The following is a 15,095-nucleotide window of genomic DNA, read 5'->3' as shown; positions in this document are numbered from 1 at the left end:
CCTGCTCGAGTGAACGCTACTTGCTCTTGCTGGTGAATTTCTTCACGGCGGTTCGAAACTCCGCAGTGTTCATCGCCATGATGATCTTGTGCTCCTCGGCGTCGAGCTGCTGCTTCACCGGGGTCGTGGCGGCCTGGTAGACCAGCGACTTGGTGCCGGCAATCGCGGCGAGCGGGTTCTGCGCCAGCCGCTCGGCGAGGGTTCGCGTTGCCGCCTTCAACTCGGCGGCGGGAACGAGCTTCGCAACCAGACCCCATTCATGGGCCTGCTGCGCGGTAAAATTATCCTCGGCCAGGAAAATCTGCAGCGCGCGGCGGGAGCCGACCGTGTTGACGATGCCGACCGTAGATCCGCCATCCGGCGAGACGCCGATCTTGGCATAGGCCGGCGTGAATTTGGCATCCTCGGCGGCGATGCAGAGATCGGTGACGAAGGCGAGGCCCATGCCGGCGCCGGCCGCCGAGCCGTGCACGCTGGACAGCGAGACCTTCGGCATGCGCCGGAGGATCTCGATGAAGGCGTGATAGTGCTTCAACAGCTCGCCGACGACCGGCGTCACCGTGCCCGCTTCGGCGGCGGCGCCGATCGTCTGCAGATCGCCGCCAGCCGAGAAGGCGCGGCCTTCGCCTTCGAGGACCACGACCCTGATGTCGTCGGCGCCCTCAATGTAAGCCGCGAGCTGTTCGAGCTGTTGTGCAATCGCCAGATTGATCGAGTTGAACGCGGCGGGCCGGTTGAGCGTGATGGTCGCGATCGGCCCGTCGATCCGCAGCAAGGCGGGATCGTCGGGCTGGGAGACGGGAGCTGGCATCTTGAAATCCCCGGCATGAGGTCGTTCGTGCGACTAAATCGCAGAAGGCGAGGGGTGACAATCCCCGGCAGGCGCCCTTGCGCAAGCCGGAACGATAGGTTCAAATGGACCTGCCTTCGTCAGGGACGGACACGAGCGCCGGCTCCTCCTGGGCAAGCAAGCCAAAATCAGCGCGAGAGGAGACGACATGGGTGACGCTCGTGTCTTGCGGAAATGGGCTGTCCAATGACGGACGGTCCGGTGGTCATTATCGGTGCCGGCCATGGCGGCTACCAGGTGGCGGCATCGCTGCGTCAGGCGGGATTTTCCGCTGCTATCTGCCTGATCAACGACGAGGCGCATCTGCCCTATCAGCGGCCGCCTTTGTCCAAGGCTTACATCAAGGGGACCGCCGGGCCGGAGAGCCTGATGTTCCGGCCGGAGAAATTCTACCAGGACCAGAGCATCGAGCTGGTCGCGGGCCGCGCCGTGTCGATCGACCGTGCGGGGCGCAAGGTGCTGCTCGCCTCGGGCAGGACGCTGCCCTACGGCCACCTCGTGCTGGCGACCGGCGCCCGCAACCGGCTGCTCGATCTGCCCAATGCGAACCTTCCCGACGTGAAATATCTGCGCATCCTCGACGACAGCGAGGCGCTGCGGCAGATCATGCCGTCAAAGACGCGGGTCGTGGTGATCGGCGCCGGCTTCATCGGCCTCGAATTCGCGGCCACCGCGCGCATCAAGGGGCTAGAGGTCGACGTGCTCGAACTCGCCCCGCGCGTGATGGCGCGCGCGGTGACGGCTGAGGTGTCGGAGTATTTTCAGGCGCGGCATCGCGAGGCCGGCATCCGCATCCACCTCGGCGTGCAAGCAACCGCGATCGAGGCGGAGGACGGCAAGGTCACCGGCGTCTCCTTGAGCGACGGAAGGCATTTGCCGGCGGATCTTGTCGTGGTCGGCGTCGGCGTGCTGCCGAACATCGAGCTTGCGGCGGAGGCGGGGCTGCCGGTCGCGGCCGGGATCATCGTCGACGAATATCTCTCGACGGCCGATCCTGATATCTCGGCGATCGGCGATTGCGCGCTGTTCAACAGCCCGCGCTTCGGCGGATCGCAGCGGCTGGAATCGGTGCAGAATGCCACCGATCACGCGCGCTGCCTCGCGGCGCGGCTGACCGGCGACCGCAAGGCCTATGACAGCCATCCCTGGTTCTGGAGCGACCAGGGCGAGGACAAGCTCCAGATCGCGGGCCTCACCACCGGCTACGACCGCGTCGTCCTGCGCGGCGATCCCACCAGGAAGGCATTCTCGGCGTTCTGCTACAAGGGCGACAATCTGCTCGGCATCGAATCGATCAACCGTGCCGGCGACCACATGTTCGGCCGCCGCCTGTTCGGCCTGGATCGCTCGATCACGCCGGAGCATGCCGCCGACGAAAGTTTCGACCTGAAGGGCGCGCTGGCGTGATCAGTTCGCATTGAGGACGGCGGCGACTTCCGCGGCCGTCGGCATCGACGGCCCCGCGCCCATGCGCTGCACGGAGATCGAGGCGGCGGCATTGGCGAAGGCGAGTGCTGCGCGCAAGTCGACGCCGTCGGCGAGTTGCGCCGCGAGTGCTCCCACAAAACAATCGCCTGCGCCCGTGGTGTCGACCGCCTTCACCACGCGGCCTTGCACCGAAATCTCCTCGCGTCCCGCGAGCGCCAGCACGCCACGCTTGCCGAGGGTCACGCAGATGGTCTGGTCCTCGCGCGCCTGAAGTTTTCGTGCGACGTCGAGGATGCGCGCGGCCTCGTCACTGTCGGACAACTCCACGCCGGCGAGGAGGCCGAGCTCGGTCTCGTTCAGCACGAGGATGTCGATCAGCGCGAGCAATTCGCTCGACATGGTTTGTGCCGGAGCCGGATTGAGCAGCGTCGTGGCGCCAATGTCGCGAGCCCGCCGGAAGAACGCGGCGATCGTCGGCAGCGGGATCTCGAATTGGCTGACCGCGACGTCGCCCTTGGCTAGCGGGACGGCCGCGACGTCATCGACGCCGACAAGCGCATTGCTGCCGGGAATGACGACGATGGTGTTGTCGGCCTCCGCCACCGTGATGATGGCCGTGCCTGTGTGCGCCTCGGCCGTCTCTCGGATCGCGCCGAGATCGATGCCTTGCGCGCCGAGGAACGTCCTCAGCTCACCGCCGAACGAATCCTTGCCCAGCCGGCCGATCAGCGTGGTCCGCGCGCCAAGCCGCGACGCCGCCACCGCCTGGTTGGCGCCCTTGCCGCCCGGAAAATACAGCACCTGCTTGCCGGCGACGGTCTCGCCGACCCTGGGATGGCGATCGGCTGTCGCCACCACATCCATGTTGATGCTGCCGGCGACGAAGACGCGCCCCATGAGAGACCCCTGCGAGCGCTAGACCCTAACCTCGAACTCGTGCCTGACCTTGGCGATGTCGACAAGAGTCGGCAGGCCAGCTTCGTTGCCAAGACGCTGGATCTTGAAGGTCGAGGCTGCCCGGGCAAAATCGAAATGCTCGCGCCAGCTTTTGCCGGGATGGGCGAGATAGGAATAGACATAGGCGCCATGGAAGACGTCGCCGGCGCCGTTGGTGTCGATCACGCGCTCGCGCGGAATCGGCATCGCCGGCATCACCTGCACCGTTCCGGTCTCGTCGTACCAGAGCAGGCCCTTCTCGCCCATGGTGATGCCGCCGATCTTGCAGCCGCGGCTCTTGAGATAGTCCAGCATCTTTTCCGGCGTGAGATCCATCTGCTCGCACAGGCGCTCGGCGACGATCGCGACGTCGATGAATTCCAATAGCTCATGCGTGTTGGTGCGCAGGCCGCCACCGTCGAGCGAGGTCAAGATGCCGGCCTCGCGGCAGACTTTTGCGTAGTGGATCGCGGCATCGGGCTGATGGCCGTCGACATGCAGCGCGCGGCAGCCGCCGAGATTGAGCATCGGGAAGGGATGGATGTGGTCGTCGTCGCGGCAGCGGACGATGGCGCGCTTGCCGTCCTTGGGCATGATGAAGGACAGCGAGGACTGATTGACCTTCCGCCCATGGAGCGAAATCGCATATTTCGCGCACATGTCCATGAACATGCGGCCGAGCCAGTCATTGGCCGCGGTGGCGATCAGATCGGGCACGATGCCGAGCTTGGCGCAGCAGAACGCCGCGGTCACCGCATTGCCGCCGAAGGAAACCGCGTAGTCGGAGGCCACGTGCTTCTCGTCGCCGGTCGGCATGTGGTCGGTGATGAAGACGACGTCGATATAGGTCTGTCCGATGAAGAGAGCCTGCATTGCTTGTCCGTGATGCGCTTTGTGGTCCCGGCCGGCGTGCTTACTGTAACACCGGTTCCGTCGCGGGACCGCTGAAATTATTCGCAAAACCGCCGCTGGGAGTGCTTGAGGTCGGCATGCGGCCGGAATACGACCATCACCGGGTAATGCCAAGCCCGGACAAACGCCGTCTCTCGGTCCACGGTTCCGGGCCGCTCAACAGGGGGAAGCATGATCACCGGCCTCGATCACGTCGTCGCACTGGTCAGGGATATCGGTGCGGCCAAGGCGGCCTATCAGACGCTGCTCGGGCGCGCGCCGGCCTGGCAGAACTCGGGCGAGGGCGCCGACCGGGTGTTGTTCACTCTTGCGAACATGACGATCGAATTGATGGCGCCGAACGGCTTCAGCGTGGCCGCCGACCGCATGCGCGCGCTGCTCGATGACCAGGAAGGCGTGCTCGCCAGCCTGTGCTTTCGTGTCGCGGACATGAGAAAAATGCACCGGCGGCTGGAGCGGGTGGCGCTCAAGCCGGATCCGGTCGCCGAGGTCGAAAGCAGCGATGCGGAGAGCGGTGCGGTCCTGCACTGGAAGCGGACGCGCGCCGCCACGGAGCTCACGCGCGGCGTGCGCATGTTCTTCCTCGAACTGGCTGATGAGCGTCCGCTTTCGCCGGCGACCGATATCGCGCCGATCGATGCGCTCGACCACGTCGTGATCACGACCGAAGACTCCGATCGCGCCGCCGCGCTCTATGGCGCGCGGCTCGGGCTCGATCTGGCGCTTGACCGCTCGCACCAGGATTGGGGCCAGCTGATGTTCTTCCGCTGCGGCGATCTCGTCGTCGAGGTGGTGCGCCGCCCCGTTGCGGGCGGCGATTCCCTGCATGACCGCCTCTGGGGCCTGAGCTGGCGGGTGGCCGATATCGACGCCACGCGCGCCCGCCTGATTGCCGCCGGCCTCGACGTCAGCGACGTGCGCAACGGCCGCAAGCCGGGCACGCGGGTGATGACGGTGCGGACCGGCACCTGCGGCACCCAGACGGTCCTGCTGGAGCGCTCGTCGAAGCCGGTGGATTGAGGTTCAGTCCTCCCCTCGTCATTGCGAGGAGCTCTTGCGACGAAGCAACCCAGACTGCCTCCGTGGTGGCAGTCTGGATTGGGTCGCTACGCTCGCAATGACGAAACTATGCGGCGGGCCGAGCGCGTGTTACACGGCATCCTGATAGCACCCAGCGAGCAACCGGTTTGGCGAAAGCAGCGGCAAAGCGAACTCTGAAATGGCAGCGCGATCCCGAGGGGATGCGGCTGCGCATTCTCGAAGCCGCCAAGCAGGAATTCTCGGCGCACGGGCTTGCCGGTGCGCGCGTCGACCGCATCGCGGCCAACGCCGGCGCCAACAAGCGGATGCTGTATTATCACGTCGGCAACAAGGACGAGCTCTATCTCGCGGTGCTCGAAGGCGCCTATGACAAGATCCGCAGCGAGGAGCGCGGGCTCGATCTCGAACATCTCGATCCGCCCGAGGCCATCCGCCGCCTGATTGAGTTCACCTGGAATTATTTCCTGCGCAATCCCGAATTCCTGTCGCTGCTCCAGACCGAGAATCTCGCGCGCGCAAAGCATCTCAAGAAATCGACCAAGGTGAAGTCGATGCACTCGCCCTTCGTCGAGATGATCGGCACCGTGGTGCGGCGCGGTGTGTCCGGCGGCGACTTCAAGGTCGCGGTCGATCCTGTCCAGCTCTACATCTCGATCGCGGGACTCTGCTTCTTCTATCTGTCGAACTCGGCGACGCTTAGCGTGATCTTCGGTCGCGATTTGCTGGCCAAGGACGCCAAGGACGAGCGGCTGGACCACATGGTCGGCCTCGTGCTGGCAGCGCTGACGGGGCAGTCGGCCGCACTGTTAGCTATGACGAAGGCGCCGAAGTCGCGCGCTGCGGTGGCGCAGACGGTTTAGCGGTGTAACTCGCTACAGCTCGATGGATTATCGGCGCTTCTCCGAACTCAGCCGTCATCGTCCGGCTTGACCGGACGATCCAGTACTCCGAGACGGTTTTGGTTGAGCCGACGGGTCGCGGCGTACTGGATTCCCCGCCTTCGCGGGGAATGACACCGAAGACGTGGCGCTGCCGACGCGTCCCTCAAGCCACCCGGAACCCGCCCAAAACGTCGCAGGAAAACCGCTGGACAGTATTTACCCAACGGGTTAATTTCTCGCCCAACGAACAAGACTGCGCGGGAGTGAGACGTGGCTGAGCTGAAGCCGCAGAGTGCGGTGTCCAAGATGCTGAATGCGGCCTGGATTCGGCCGTTTTTGTTCCTGGTGTTCATCGTCGTGGCCTGGGATCTCGCCATCCGGCTGTTCAAGATTCCCGCCTACCAGATCCCGTCGCCGGGCGATGTCATTGCGGTGCTGCGCACCGATTGGCCGGAACTGTTGCGCCAGTCCTGGCCGACGACTTATGCCACCGTCTGCGGTTTCGCGCTCTCGGCGTTGTTTGGCATCCCCATCGCGATGCTGATCGCGGGCTCCAAGACGGTGGAGAGCTACGTCTATCCGCTGCTGGTGTTCTCGCAATCCGTGCCGAAGATCGCGATCGCGCCGCTGTTCGTAGTCTGGTTTGGCTTCGGCATCATTCCGAAAGTGATTTCGGCGTTCCTGCTCGGCTTCTTTCCGGTGGTGGTCTCCGCCGTGCAGGGCTTCAAATCGGTCGATCCAGATATGGTCGATCTCGCCCGCGCCATGCAGGGCAGCCGCTTCCAGGTGTTTTGCGCGGTGAACCTGCCGCATGCGCTGCCCGCGATCTTCTCCGGCCTCAAAGTGTCAGTGACGCTCGCCGTGGTCGGCGCCGTCGTCGGCGAGTTCGTCGGCTCCAATTCCGGCATCGGCTATGTGATGCAGCGCTCGATCGGCACCTTCGACCTGCCCACGATGTTCGCAGCGCTCGTGATCCTGGCGCTGCTCGGCGTCATCCTGTTCTGGATCGTGGACCGGATCGAGAAGCTGGTCATTCCCTGGCATGTCAGCCAGCGCGAGGACGTGATTTTCGCCTCTTAACAGCAACCAAAGCAACGAACGGCCGCCAAAGGCCGGCGCAACAACGATAAGGGAGAGTGACGATGAAGCGGTGGATAGGAGCTGTCTCGGCGGCGCTGATGGTGTTCGCAGCCATGCCGGCGCAAGCAGCCGACAAGGTCGTGCTGATGCTCAACTGGTACGTCTATGGCGAGCACGCGCCGTTTTATTACGGCAAGGCCAAGGGCATCTACGCCGCCGAAGGCATCGACCTCGAGATCCAGGAAGGCCGCGGCTCGGCTGCGACCACGCAGGCGGTGGCCGCCAAGACCGCCGATTTCGGCTATGTCGACGTGCCCACCATGATGCGCGCCGCGATCAAGGGCGCCCCGGTGGTCGCGACCGGCGTGCTGCTCCAGACCAGCCCGATGTCCGCGATGGGTTTCGTCGACAAGAACATCAGGAAGCCCGAGGATATCAAGGGCAAGACGGTGGCGATCACGCCAGCCGATTCCATGACCCAGATCTGGCCGTTGTTCCTGAAGAAGACCGGCCTCAAGGAAAGCGACTTCCAGACGGTGGCGGGCGACGGCCAGACCAAGCTCAACGCGGTCATCAACGGCCAGGCTGATCTCTTGCTCGGCTATGTCATGGACCAGTCCATGAAGATCAAGGACGCCACCGGCAAGGACGTCTATCCGATCAAGTTCGCCGACTACGGCATCAACATGGTCTCCTCGGGTATCATCGCCAACACTGATTATGTGAAAGCCAATGCCGACCTCGTCCGCCGCTTCATGTCGGCGACGACCAAGGCGGTCGAGGCCGCCGAGAAGGAGCCGAAGGCCGCGGCGCAGTCGATCCTCGATGCCAACCCAAAGGGCGGCAAGATCGACACGCTGACGCAAGGATTTGAGCTGACCATTCCGCTCTACCGGACGCCCGAGACCAAGAGCAAGCGGCCGTTCCAGGTCACCGACCAGAACATGACGGACTCGGTCAATCTGATGGTCGAATATGGCGGGCTCGATGCCAAGGCCAAGGAGAACCCGAAGGCGTTCTATACCAATGACTATCTGCCGAAGAGTGGCTCGTGAAACCTGCGACAACCATGAGTGAAACCCTGCAACCGGCCGCGCATCTGAGACTGGTGAGCGACCGGGCTGCCGGCGATGCGTCGGGAATCAAGCTGTCCGGCGTGTCGAAGACCTACCGGACGCGCGACGGCGATGTGCCGTCGTTGCGGCCGCTCGACTTCCACATCAATGACGGCGAGTTCTTCGTCGTGGTCGGCCCATCCGGCTGCGGCAAGTCCACGCTGCTCAAGCTGATCTCGGGATTGCTGCCGCCGACGACGGGCGAGATCCTGGTCGAGGGCGAGAAAGTGACAGCGCCGCATGGCAATGTCGGCATCGTATTTCAGAACGCGCTGCTGCTGCCATGGCGCAACATCCTGTCCAACGTGATGCTGCCGATCGACATGAAGCGGCTGCCGCGGCAGACATATCTCGACCGCGCCAAGGCGCTGTTGAAGCTGGTTGGGCTCGAAGGTTTCGAGAAGAAGCTGCCGTGGCAGCTCTCCGGCGGCATGCAGCAGCGCGCCTCGATCTGCCGCGCCCTGGTGCATGATCCCCGGATCATGCTGATGGACGAGCCGTTCGGCGCTCTTGATGCGCTGACGCGCGAGCGCATGAATGTCGAGCTGATGCGGATCCAGCGCGAAACCAGGAAGACGGTGCTGCTGATCACGCATTCGATCCCCGAAGCCGTGTTCCTCGCTGATCGCGTACTGGTCATGACCGAGCGGCCCGGCGCGGTCGCCGCGATCTACGACGTGCCGCTGCCGCGGCCCCGTTCGCTCGACGTGATGGCCGATCCTGTTTTCACGGAGCTGGTGCAGCGGATCCGCAAGCATTTTTTCTCGCAAGGGACGCTGGACTAAACCATGGCGCCGCGCCTGAAGCTGCGAGACATCACCTTCTTCGAACGCCCCGTGCATTTCGCGCGGCCGTTCCGCTTCGGCGCGATCACCATCCATGCGACACCGCAGCTGTTCGTGCGGGTCGAGATCGAGGTTGAAGGCAGGGGAAGTGCCATCGGAGCCAGCGCCGAGCTGCTGGTGCCGAAATGGTTCGACAAGCGGCCGGAGCTGTCGCCGGCGCAGACCGTGGATGATTTGCGCCGCTCGCTGGAGATCGCGCGGGGGCTTTATCTCGCGCGAACCGGATTTCTCACGGCATTCGATCTGCATGCCTCGTGCATCGGTGCCCAGGTCGCGACCTGTGCGAAAAAGAACATTCCGGCACTTGCTGCGGCTTACGGCCCCGCGGAAATCGACAAAGCGATCCTCGATGCGCTGCTCCGCGCCGCCGAGACCAATTTTTTCGACGGCATGGTCGGCAACATCGCCGGCATCGATGCGCGGCTTTCGCCCGACCTGAAAGCAACGGATCTCACGACGTTCCTATCTGGCCGGAAACCGCTGTCGCGCGTTGCCATCAGGCATACCGTCGGTCTCGATGACACTGTTGAAGGCGATGGCGGGGTTGCGGATACCCGCAAAAATGCCGGTGCAAGGTACTTCAAGCTGAAGCTGTCGGGGGACCCCATCGCCGATACAGCGCGGCTGGCGCGCATTGGCAAGGAGCTCGATGCGCTGGAGCGTGACTACAAGGTGACGCTCGATGCCAACGAGCAATATGCCGATCTCGCGGCGTTGCAGGCACTGATCGACCGGCTCGACCATGATCCCGCGCTGCGATCGATTTCATCCAGGCTGCTCTATGTCGAGCAGCCGATGCCGCGCGATGTCACGAGGCAGTCGCCGCTCGGCTCGCTAGCTGCGCGCGGCTTCATCATCGACGAAGCCGACGATTCCTACGACGCGTTTCCCGCGGCACGGGCGCTCGGCTATTGCGGCATCTCCTCCAAATCCTGCAAAGGGCTTTACAAGTCCATCGTCAACGCGACGCGCGCGGCGAAATGGAGCCCGGCCGGCGAAAGATTTTTCGTGACCGGTGAGGACCTCACCTGCCAAGCCGGCCTCGCCGTGCAGCAGGACCTTGCGCTGGGCGCCTTCATCGGCATCACCCATGCCGAACGCAACGGCCATCACTACGTCGACGGCTTCGGTGACACGCCCGCCGCGGAGGCTCAGGCGTTCGCCGCCGCGCACCCCGATCTCTACGCCGATGCGGGGCAGGGCGTCCGTCTCTCCATTCACGACGGCGATCTCCTGACGGGATCGCTTCGCACAACGGGATTTGCGACGTCGGTCCATCCGGACTGGTCGGCGCTACGCCCGCTCGAACAGCCCAAATCACTGCAGGAGCAATCGGTATGACCACCCAACGCCTTGGCCTCATCATGAACGGCGTCACCGGCCGCATGGGCCTCAACCAGCATCTGATCCGCTCGATCGTTGCGATCCGCGAGCAGGGCGGCGTCCGCTTGAAGAACGGCGACCGCGTGATGCCGGACCCGATCCTGGTCGGCCGCAGCGCCGAGAAGGTCGAGGGGCTCGCCAAGCGCTACAACATCACGCGCTGGACCACCGATCTCGATGCGGCCCTTGCCGACAAGAACGACACCATGTTCTTCGACGCCGCGACCACGCAGGCGCGCCCCGGGCTGCTGACCCAGGCCATCAATGCCGGCAAGCACGTCTATTGCGAGAAGCCGATCGCGACGAACTTCGAGGCGGCGCTCGAGGTCGTCAAGCTCGCCAATTCCAAGGGCATCAAGCACGGCACGGTGCAGGACAAGCTGTTCCTGCCCGGCCTGAAGAAGATCGCCTTCCTGCGCGACTCCGGCTTCTTCGGTCGCATCCTCTCGGTGCGCGGCGAGTTCGGCTATTGGGTGTTCGAAGGCGGCTGGCAGGAGGCGCAGCGGCCGTCATGGAATTACCGCGACGAGGACGGCGGCGGCATCATCCTCGACATGGTTTGCCACTGGCGCTACGTGCTCGACAATCTCTTTGGCGAGGTCGAGAGCGTGAGCTGCATCGGCAACACCGACATCCCCGAGCGTTTCGACGAGCAGGGCAAGAAGTACAAGGCGACCGCCGACGACTCCGCCTATGCCACGTTCCAGCTCAAGGGCGGCGCCATCGCCCACATCAACATGTCCTGGGTGACGCGCGTCTATCGCGACGATCTCGTCACCTTCCAGGTCGACGGCACGCTGGGCTCGGCCGTCGCCGGCCTTTCCGACTGCATGATCCAGGCGCGGCAGGCGACGCCCCGGCCGGTATGGAATCCCGACGAGAAGCGGCTGCACGATTTCTACGGCGACTGGCAGAAGCTGCCTGACAACGTCACCTACGACAACGGCTTCAAGGAGCAGTGGGAGATGTTCATCCGCCACGTCTACGAGGATGCGCCCTACAAGTTCACGCTGCTCGAAGGCGTCAAGGGCGTGCAGCTCGCCGAATGCGCGCTGAAGAGCTGGAAGGAGCGGCGCTGGATCGACGTCGCGCCGATTAAGGTCTGAGGAGGGAATAATGAACAAGCCCGTCCAGCCCAAGCCCGTTCCGTCAACGTCGTCCCTGTCGCTCAAGCTGCCGAAAGCCGATCGCTCGATCGAGACCTACCGGCTCGCGGCCTCGCGAACGTTTCCGGCAAAGCTCGAGGGGCCGCTGAGCCGCATCGCGTTCTCGGCCGTCCATACCGTGACCGATCCCTTTGCCGACAACGACCCGTGGCTCTCCGCCGCTGTCGACTGGGACAAGACTATCGCCTTCCGCGAGCACGTCTGGGACCTCGGGCTTGGCGTTGCGGAAGCCATGGACACCGCGCAACGCGGCATGGGGCTGGACTGGCCGACCTCGCTGGAGCTGATCACGCGCTCGGTGTCTGCCGCCAAGCGTCGCAACGCGCTGGTGTTTTCCGGAGCGGGCACCGACCATCTCGCGGTGGAGGACGCCAGAAATATGGACGACGTGATCCGCGCCTATGAGGAGCAGACATCGGCGGTCGAGAAGGTCGGCGGCCGCATCATCTTGATGGCGTCGCGCGCGCTGGCGAAGCTTGGCCGTAATGCCGACGATTACGCAAAGGTCTATGATCGCGTGCTGTCGCAGGTTCGCGAGCCCGTGATCATCCACTGGCTCGGCGACATGTTCGATCCGGCGCTGACGGGATATTGGGGCACCAACGATCTCGACAAGGCGATGGATATTGCGGTCGCCATCATCAACGGCAACGCCGCCAAGGTCGACGGTGTCAAGGTATCGCTGCTCGACAAGCAGCGCGAGATCGACATGCGCCGTCGTCTCGACAAGCGCATCAAGATGTATACGGGCGACGATTTCAATTATGCGGAGCTGATCGCCGGCGACGTCGAAGGCTTTTCGCACGCGCTGCTCGGCATTTTTGACGCGATCGCGCCGGCGGCGTCCTACGCCTTGTCGCGCCTGGCAGCGGGTGACGAAGCCGGCTTCCACGACGTGCTGGGGCCGACGGTGCCGCTGTCGCGGCACATCTTCAAGGCGCCGACGCGGTTCTACAAGACCGGCGTGGTTTTCATGGCCTATCTCAACGGCCACCAGGACCACTTCACCATGGTCGGCGGGCAGGAGAGCACGCGCTCGACGCTGCATCTGGCCGAACTGTTCCGGCTGGCCGACAAGGCCGGACTGCTCGCCGATCCGGAGCTGGCGACGCGGCGGATGCAGGCGGTGCTCTCAACGCACGGAATCGAATCCTGATGCGTGATTTCTCGTCCGACCATCGTTGGCTGTCGCTCAACACGGCGACAATCCGGAAACAGGGTGATCTCGTCGAGATCATCGACGCCTGTGCCAGGCACGGTATCCGCGCCATCGACCCCTGGCGCGACCAGGTCGCAACCGTCGGCCTCGATCGTGCCGCGCGTGCGGTGCGCGATGCCGGTCTCGACCTATCGGGCTATTGCCGTGGCGGCATGTTCACCTCCGACGCAGCGCGCCGCGGCGAGGTGCGAGACGACAACCGGCGCTGCGTCGATGAAGCCAAGGCACTGGGCGCCCCCTGCGTCGTGCTCGTCGTCGGCGGCCTGCCGCAATATTCGCGGCCGGGCAGCGAGGCGTCGAAGGACATCGCCGGCGCGCGGACGCAGGTCGAGGAAGCGCTCGCCGAAATGCTCGACTACGCCAAACAGGCCAAGCTGCCGCTGGCGATCGAGCCGCTGCATCCGGCCTATGCGGCCGACCGCGCCTGCGTCAACACGACGAAGCAGGCGCTCGACATCTGCGACCGGCTCGACCCTGATCGCAGCGGCATGCTCGGCGTCGCGCTGGACGTCTATCACATCTGGTGGGATCCGGAGCTGATGGGGCAGATCGCGCGCGCCGGCCGAGATCGCCTGCTCGCCTTCCATGTCTGCGACTGGCTGGTGCCGACCAGGGACATTCTCAACGACCGCGGGATGATGGGCGACGGCGTGATCGACATCAAATCGGTGCGCGCAGCGGTCGAAGCGCAGGGCTTTGCCGGCTATTCGGAGATCGAAATCTTCTCCAACGACTGGTGGGGTAAACCGTTGGACGAGGTGCTGCAAACCTGCATCGCGCGGCACAAGACGGTGGTTTAGGCCTTCCGGCAATTGTTGCGCGCGGCGGCGCCGATGGCCTGGGATGTCAAATGGTTGCGCGGAATCGCTGGCCCATCCCGCGCCGGTAACCTTCTACTGTGCATGGGGTTGTTTTCGCGATTTTTTGTTTTGATGCCTCAGCCGATCGCGCAGGGCACGCTCAAAAAGCCGCGGAACCGCACCCGTCCGCCCCTGACCGGCTGTCCGCTCACGGCATAGTTCGGGAAGCGCGCCAAGAAGCGCGAGACCGCGATGGCGCCTTCCAATCGTGCCAGCGCCATGCCGGCGCATTGATGCGCGCCGGTGGCGAAGGCGAGATGCCGGTTCGGCGTGCGCGCGATGTCGAATCTCTCCGGGTCCGGAAACTGTGCGGGGTCACGGTTGGCAGCGCCGATACAGAGCGTGATGGATGTGCCGGCTTCGAGCATGACGCCGCCGAGTTCGACCCGCTCCGTGGTCATGCGGTTGCCGAGCTGGTTCGAGCTCTCGTAGCGCAGCATCTCTTCGACCGCAGTCTTGATCAGCTCAGGATTGTCGATCAGCCGCCGCTTCTGATCCGGGTTCCGGTCGAGCGCCACGAGGCCGTTGCCGATCAGGTTGGTGGTGGTCTCGTGGCCGGCATTGAGCAGGAAGATGCAGTTGTGCAGCAGCTCCTTCTCGGTCAGCCGCTCGCCGTTGTCTTCACCCTGTATCAGGCGCGTCAGCACGTCGCGCTCGGGGGTGCCGGGCCTTTCGCGCCGGCGCGCGACCAGCGTTCGGAGGTAGGCGAGGAAGTCCGTCACCGCCTTGTTGCCGCGGGCAGCCACTTCAGGCGACACCACCGGTTCGAGGGCGCCCAGGATCGCCAGCGACCAGTCGCGCAGCGGCGCGCGCTCGTCATGGGGCACGTCAAGCAGATTGCCGATCACCTCGATCGGGATCGAGGCGGCGAAGTCCTCGATCAGCTCGCAATCACCTTTGGCGGCAATGGCGTCAAGCAAGCCGTCGACCAGCTTGATGATGTCAGGCTCCATCCCCGCGATCGCGCGCGGCGACAGCGCGCCCATGATCAGACGCCGCACGCGGGTATGCGCCGGCGGATCGTTGAAGACGAGGCTCGTGGTGTGGTGCTCGTAGAGCGGGGTGTCGCCGTATTTCGGCGCGAACTCGCGCTTCTTGTCCGAGCTGAACGATTTTGTGTTCTTGTAGGTCGTAACGAGGTCGTCATAGCGGGTCAGGAACACGGTGCCGTTGCGCAGGCGCTTGACCGGCTCGTTCTCCCGCAGTGCACGATAGGTCGGGTAGGGATTGTGGTAGAATTCCGCCGTCAGCTGTTCCAGATCGAAACTGGCCGCCAGTTCATTCGCACTTGCGTTCATGCCGCCATACTCGCCGGTTGAGTCCGATATGCTGTATTCGCTCTTTTGAGCGGCTCGGTTCACCGTCTACAGTCGAGCCGC

Annotated in this window: 14 protein-coding genes; 10 read left to right on the top strand and 4 right to left on the bottom strand. The window is 64.3% G+C overall.

Translation table 11 applies throughout. The annotated features are described in order from the left end of the window. Positions 1 to 16 precede the first annotated feature (16 nt). Complete coding sequence (locus IVB54_RS27485) at positions 17 to 811, bottom strand: enoyl-CoA hydratase/isomerase family protein (protein WP_018457067.1); 795 nt, start codon at positions 809 to 811, stop codon at positions 17 to 19. Between the two features lie 225 nt (positions 812 to 1,036). Here IVB54_RS27485 and IVB54_RS27480 point away from each other — a divergent pair, with 225 nt between their 5' ends. Continuing rightward, positions 1,037 to 2,257 carry an FAD-dependent oxidoreductase gene (locus tag IVB54_RS27480; protein WP_247375567.1) on the top strand — a complete coding sequence of 407 codons (1,221 nt, stop codon included), beginning with the start codon at positions 1,037 to 1,039 and terminating at the stop codon, positions 2,255 to 2,257. Here the strand turns inward: IVB54_RS27480 and IVB54_RS27475 are convergent, their stop codons facing one another. Both IVB54_RS27475 and IVB54_RS27470 read right to left on the bottom strand, forming a co-directional pair. Continuing rightward, positions 2,258 to 3,175, bottom strand: a complete 918-nt coding sequence (locus IVB54_RS27475; protein ID WP_018457065.1) for a ribokinase — start codon at positions 3,173 to 3,175, stop codon at positions 2,258 to 2,260. Positions 3,176 to 3,193: 18 nt separating this feature from the next. Further along, the gene (locus IVB54_RS27470) at positions 3,194 to 4,087 is read right to left on the bottom strand and encodes a sugar kinase (protein ID WP_007593904.1); all 894 of its coding nucleotides are present in this window, start codon (positions 4,085 to 4,087) and stop codon (positions 3,194 to 3,196) included. Between the two features lie 210 nt (positions 4,088 to 4,297). On the opposite strand from IVB54_RS27470, the gene IVB54_RS27465 reads away from it, so the two are divergent. From IVB54_RS27465 to IVB54_RS27425, 9 genes are all read left to right on the top strand, one after another. After that, positions 4,298 to 5,146 carry a VOC family protein gene (locus IVB54_RS27465; protein WP_018457064.1) on the top strand — a complete coding sequence of 283 codons (849 nt, stop codon included), beginning with the start codon at positions 4,298 to 4,300 and terminating at the stop codon, positions 5,144 to 5,146. 221 nt (positions 5,147 to 5,367) lie between these two features. Then, entirely contained in the window at positions 5,368 to 6,027 is a 660-nt protein-coding gene (locus tag IVB54_RS27460) for a TetR/AcrR family transcriptional regulator (RefSeq protein ID WP_018457063.1), read from the top strand. Positions 6,028 to 6,318: 291 nt separating this feature from the next. Next, a complete protein-coding gene (locus tag IVB54_RS27455; protein WP_007593901.1) occupies positions 6,319 to 7,128 on the top strand; it encodes an ABC transporter permease in 810 nt (269 codons plus the stop codon). 62 nt (positions 7,129 to 7,190) lie between these two features. Next, the gene (locus IVB54_RS27450) at positions 7,191 to 8,183 is read left to right on the top strand and encodes an ABC transporter substrate-binding protein (RefSeq protein ID WP_026233291.1); all 993 of its coding nucleotides are present in this window, start codon (positions 7,191 to 7,193) and stop codon (positions 8,181 to 8,183) included. Then, entirely contained in the window at positions 8,180 to 9,028 is an 849-nt protein-coding gene (locus IVB54_RS27445; RefSeq protein WP_026233290.1) for an ABC transporter ATP-binding protein, read from the top strand. Before IVB54_RS27450 ends, IVB54_RS27445 begins: the two co-directional genes overlap by 4 nt. Positions 9,029 to 9,031: 3 nt before the next feature. Beyond that, complete coding sequence (locus IVB54_RS27440) at positions 9,032 to 10,429, top strand: hypothetical protein (protein WP_085352141.1); 1,398 nt, start codon at positions 9,032 to 9,034, stop codon at positions 10,427 to 10,429. After that, positions 10,426 to 11,577, top strand: a complete 1,152-nt coding sequence (locus IVB54_RS27435) for a Gfo/Idh/MocA family oxidoreductase (protein WP_018457058.1) — start codon at positions 10,426 to 10,428, stop codon at positions 11,575 to 11,577. The genes IVB54_RS27440 and IVB54_RS27435 overlap by 4 nt, the downstream gene beginning before the upstream one ends. A gap of 10 nt (positions 11,578 to 11,587) precedes the next feature. Then, positions 11,588 to 12,793 carry a dihydrodipicolinate synthase family protein gene (locus IVB54_RS27430; RefSeq protein WP_018457057.1) on the top strand — a complete coding sequence of 402 codons (1,206 nt, stop codon included), beginning with the start codon at positions 11,588 to 11,590 and terminating at the stop codon, positions 12,791 to 12,793. Next, entirely contained in the window at positions 12,793 to 13,656 is an 864-nt protein-coding gene (locus tag IVB54_RS27425; RefSeq protein ID WP_018457056.1) for a sugar phosphate isomerase/epimerase family protein, read from the top strand. Before IVB54_RS27430 ends, IVB54_RS27425 begins: the two co-directional genes overlap by 1 nt. Positions 13,657 to 13,793: 137 nt before the next feature. Here the strand turns inward: IVB54_RS27425 and IVB54_RS27420 are convergent, their stop codons facing one another. After that, the gene (locus tag IVB54_RS27420) at positions 13,794 to 15,014 is read right to left on the bottom strand and encodes a cytochrome P450 (protein ID WP_018457055.1); all 1,221 of its coding nucleotides are present in this window, start codon (positions 15,012 to 15,014) and stop codon (positions 13,794 to 13,796) included. Positions 15,015 to 15,095 lie beyond the last annotated feature (81 nt).

This window comes from Bradyrhizobium sp. CW1 (assembly GCF_023100665.1).
Taxonomy (GTDB): Bacteria; Pseudomonadota; Alphaproteobacteria; order Rhizobiales; family Xanthobacteraceae; genus Bradyrhizobium; species Bradyrhizobium canariense_D.
The sequence above is the reverse complement of the archived record's forward strand: the minus strand, read 5'-3'. Positions and strand labels throughout refer to the sequence as shown.

Bases quoted from the DNA above. Each gene is read 5' to 3' on its own strand.
- IVB54_RS27440 (WP_085352141.1), top strand. From the start codon at position 9,032: ATGGCGCCGCGCCTGAAGCTGCGAGACATCACCTTCTTCGAACGCCCC.
- IVB54_RS27420 (WP_018457055.1), bottom strand. From the start codon at position 15,014: ATGAACGCAAGTGCGAATGAACTGGCGGCCAGTTTCGATCTGGAACAG.
- IVB54_RS27460 (WP_018457063.1), top strand. From the start codon at position 5,368: ATGCGGCTGCGCATTCTCGAAGCCGCCAAGCAGGAATTCTCGGCGCAC.
- IVB54_RS27425 (WP_018457056.1), top strand. From the start codon at position 12,793: ATGCGTGATTTCTCGTCCGACCATCGTTGGCTGTCGCTCAACACGGCG.
- IVB54_RS27435 (WP_018457058.1), top strand. From the start codon at position 10,426: ATGACCACCCAACGCCTTGGCCTCATCATGAACGGCGTCACCGGCCGC.
- IVB54_RS27465 (WP_018457064.1), top strand. From the start codon at position 4,298: ATGATCACCGGCCTCGATCACGTCGTCGCACTGGTCAGGGATATCGGT.
- IVB54_RS27430 (WP_018457057.1), top strand. From the start codon at position 11,588: ATGAACAAGCCCGTCCAGCCCAAGCCCGTTCCGTCAACGTCGTCCCTG.
- IVB54_RS27480 (WP_247375567.1), top strand. From the start codon at position 1,037: ATGACGGACGGTCCGGTGGTCATTATCGGTGCCGGCCATGGCGGCTAC.
- IVB54_RS27475 (WP_018457065.1), bottom strand. From the start codon at position 3,175: ATGGGGCGCGTCTTCGTCGCCGGCAGCATCAACATGGATGTGGTGGCG.
- IVB54_RS27450 (WP_026233291.1), top strand. From the start codon at position 7,191: ATGAAGCGGTGGATAGGAGCTGTCTCGGCGGCGCTGATGGTGTTCGCA.
- IVB54_RS27470 (WP_007593904.1), bottom strand. From the start codon at position 4,087: ATGCAGGCTCTCTTCATCGGACAGACCTATATCGACGTCGTCTTCATC.
- IVB54_RS27485 (WP_018457067.1), bottom strand. From the start codon at position 811: ATGCCAGCTCCCGTCTCCCAGCCCGACGATCCCGCCTTGCTGCGGATC.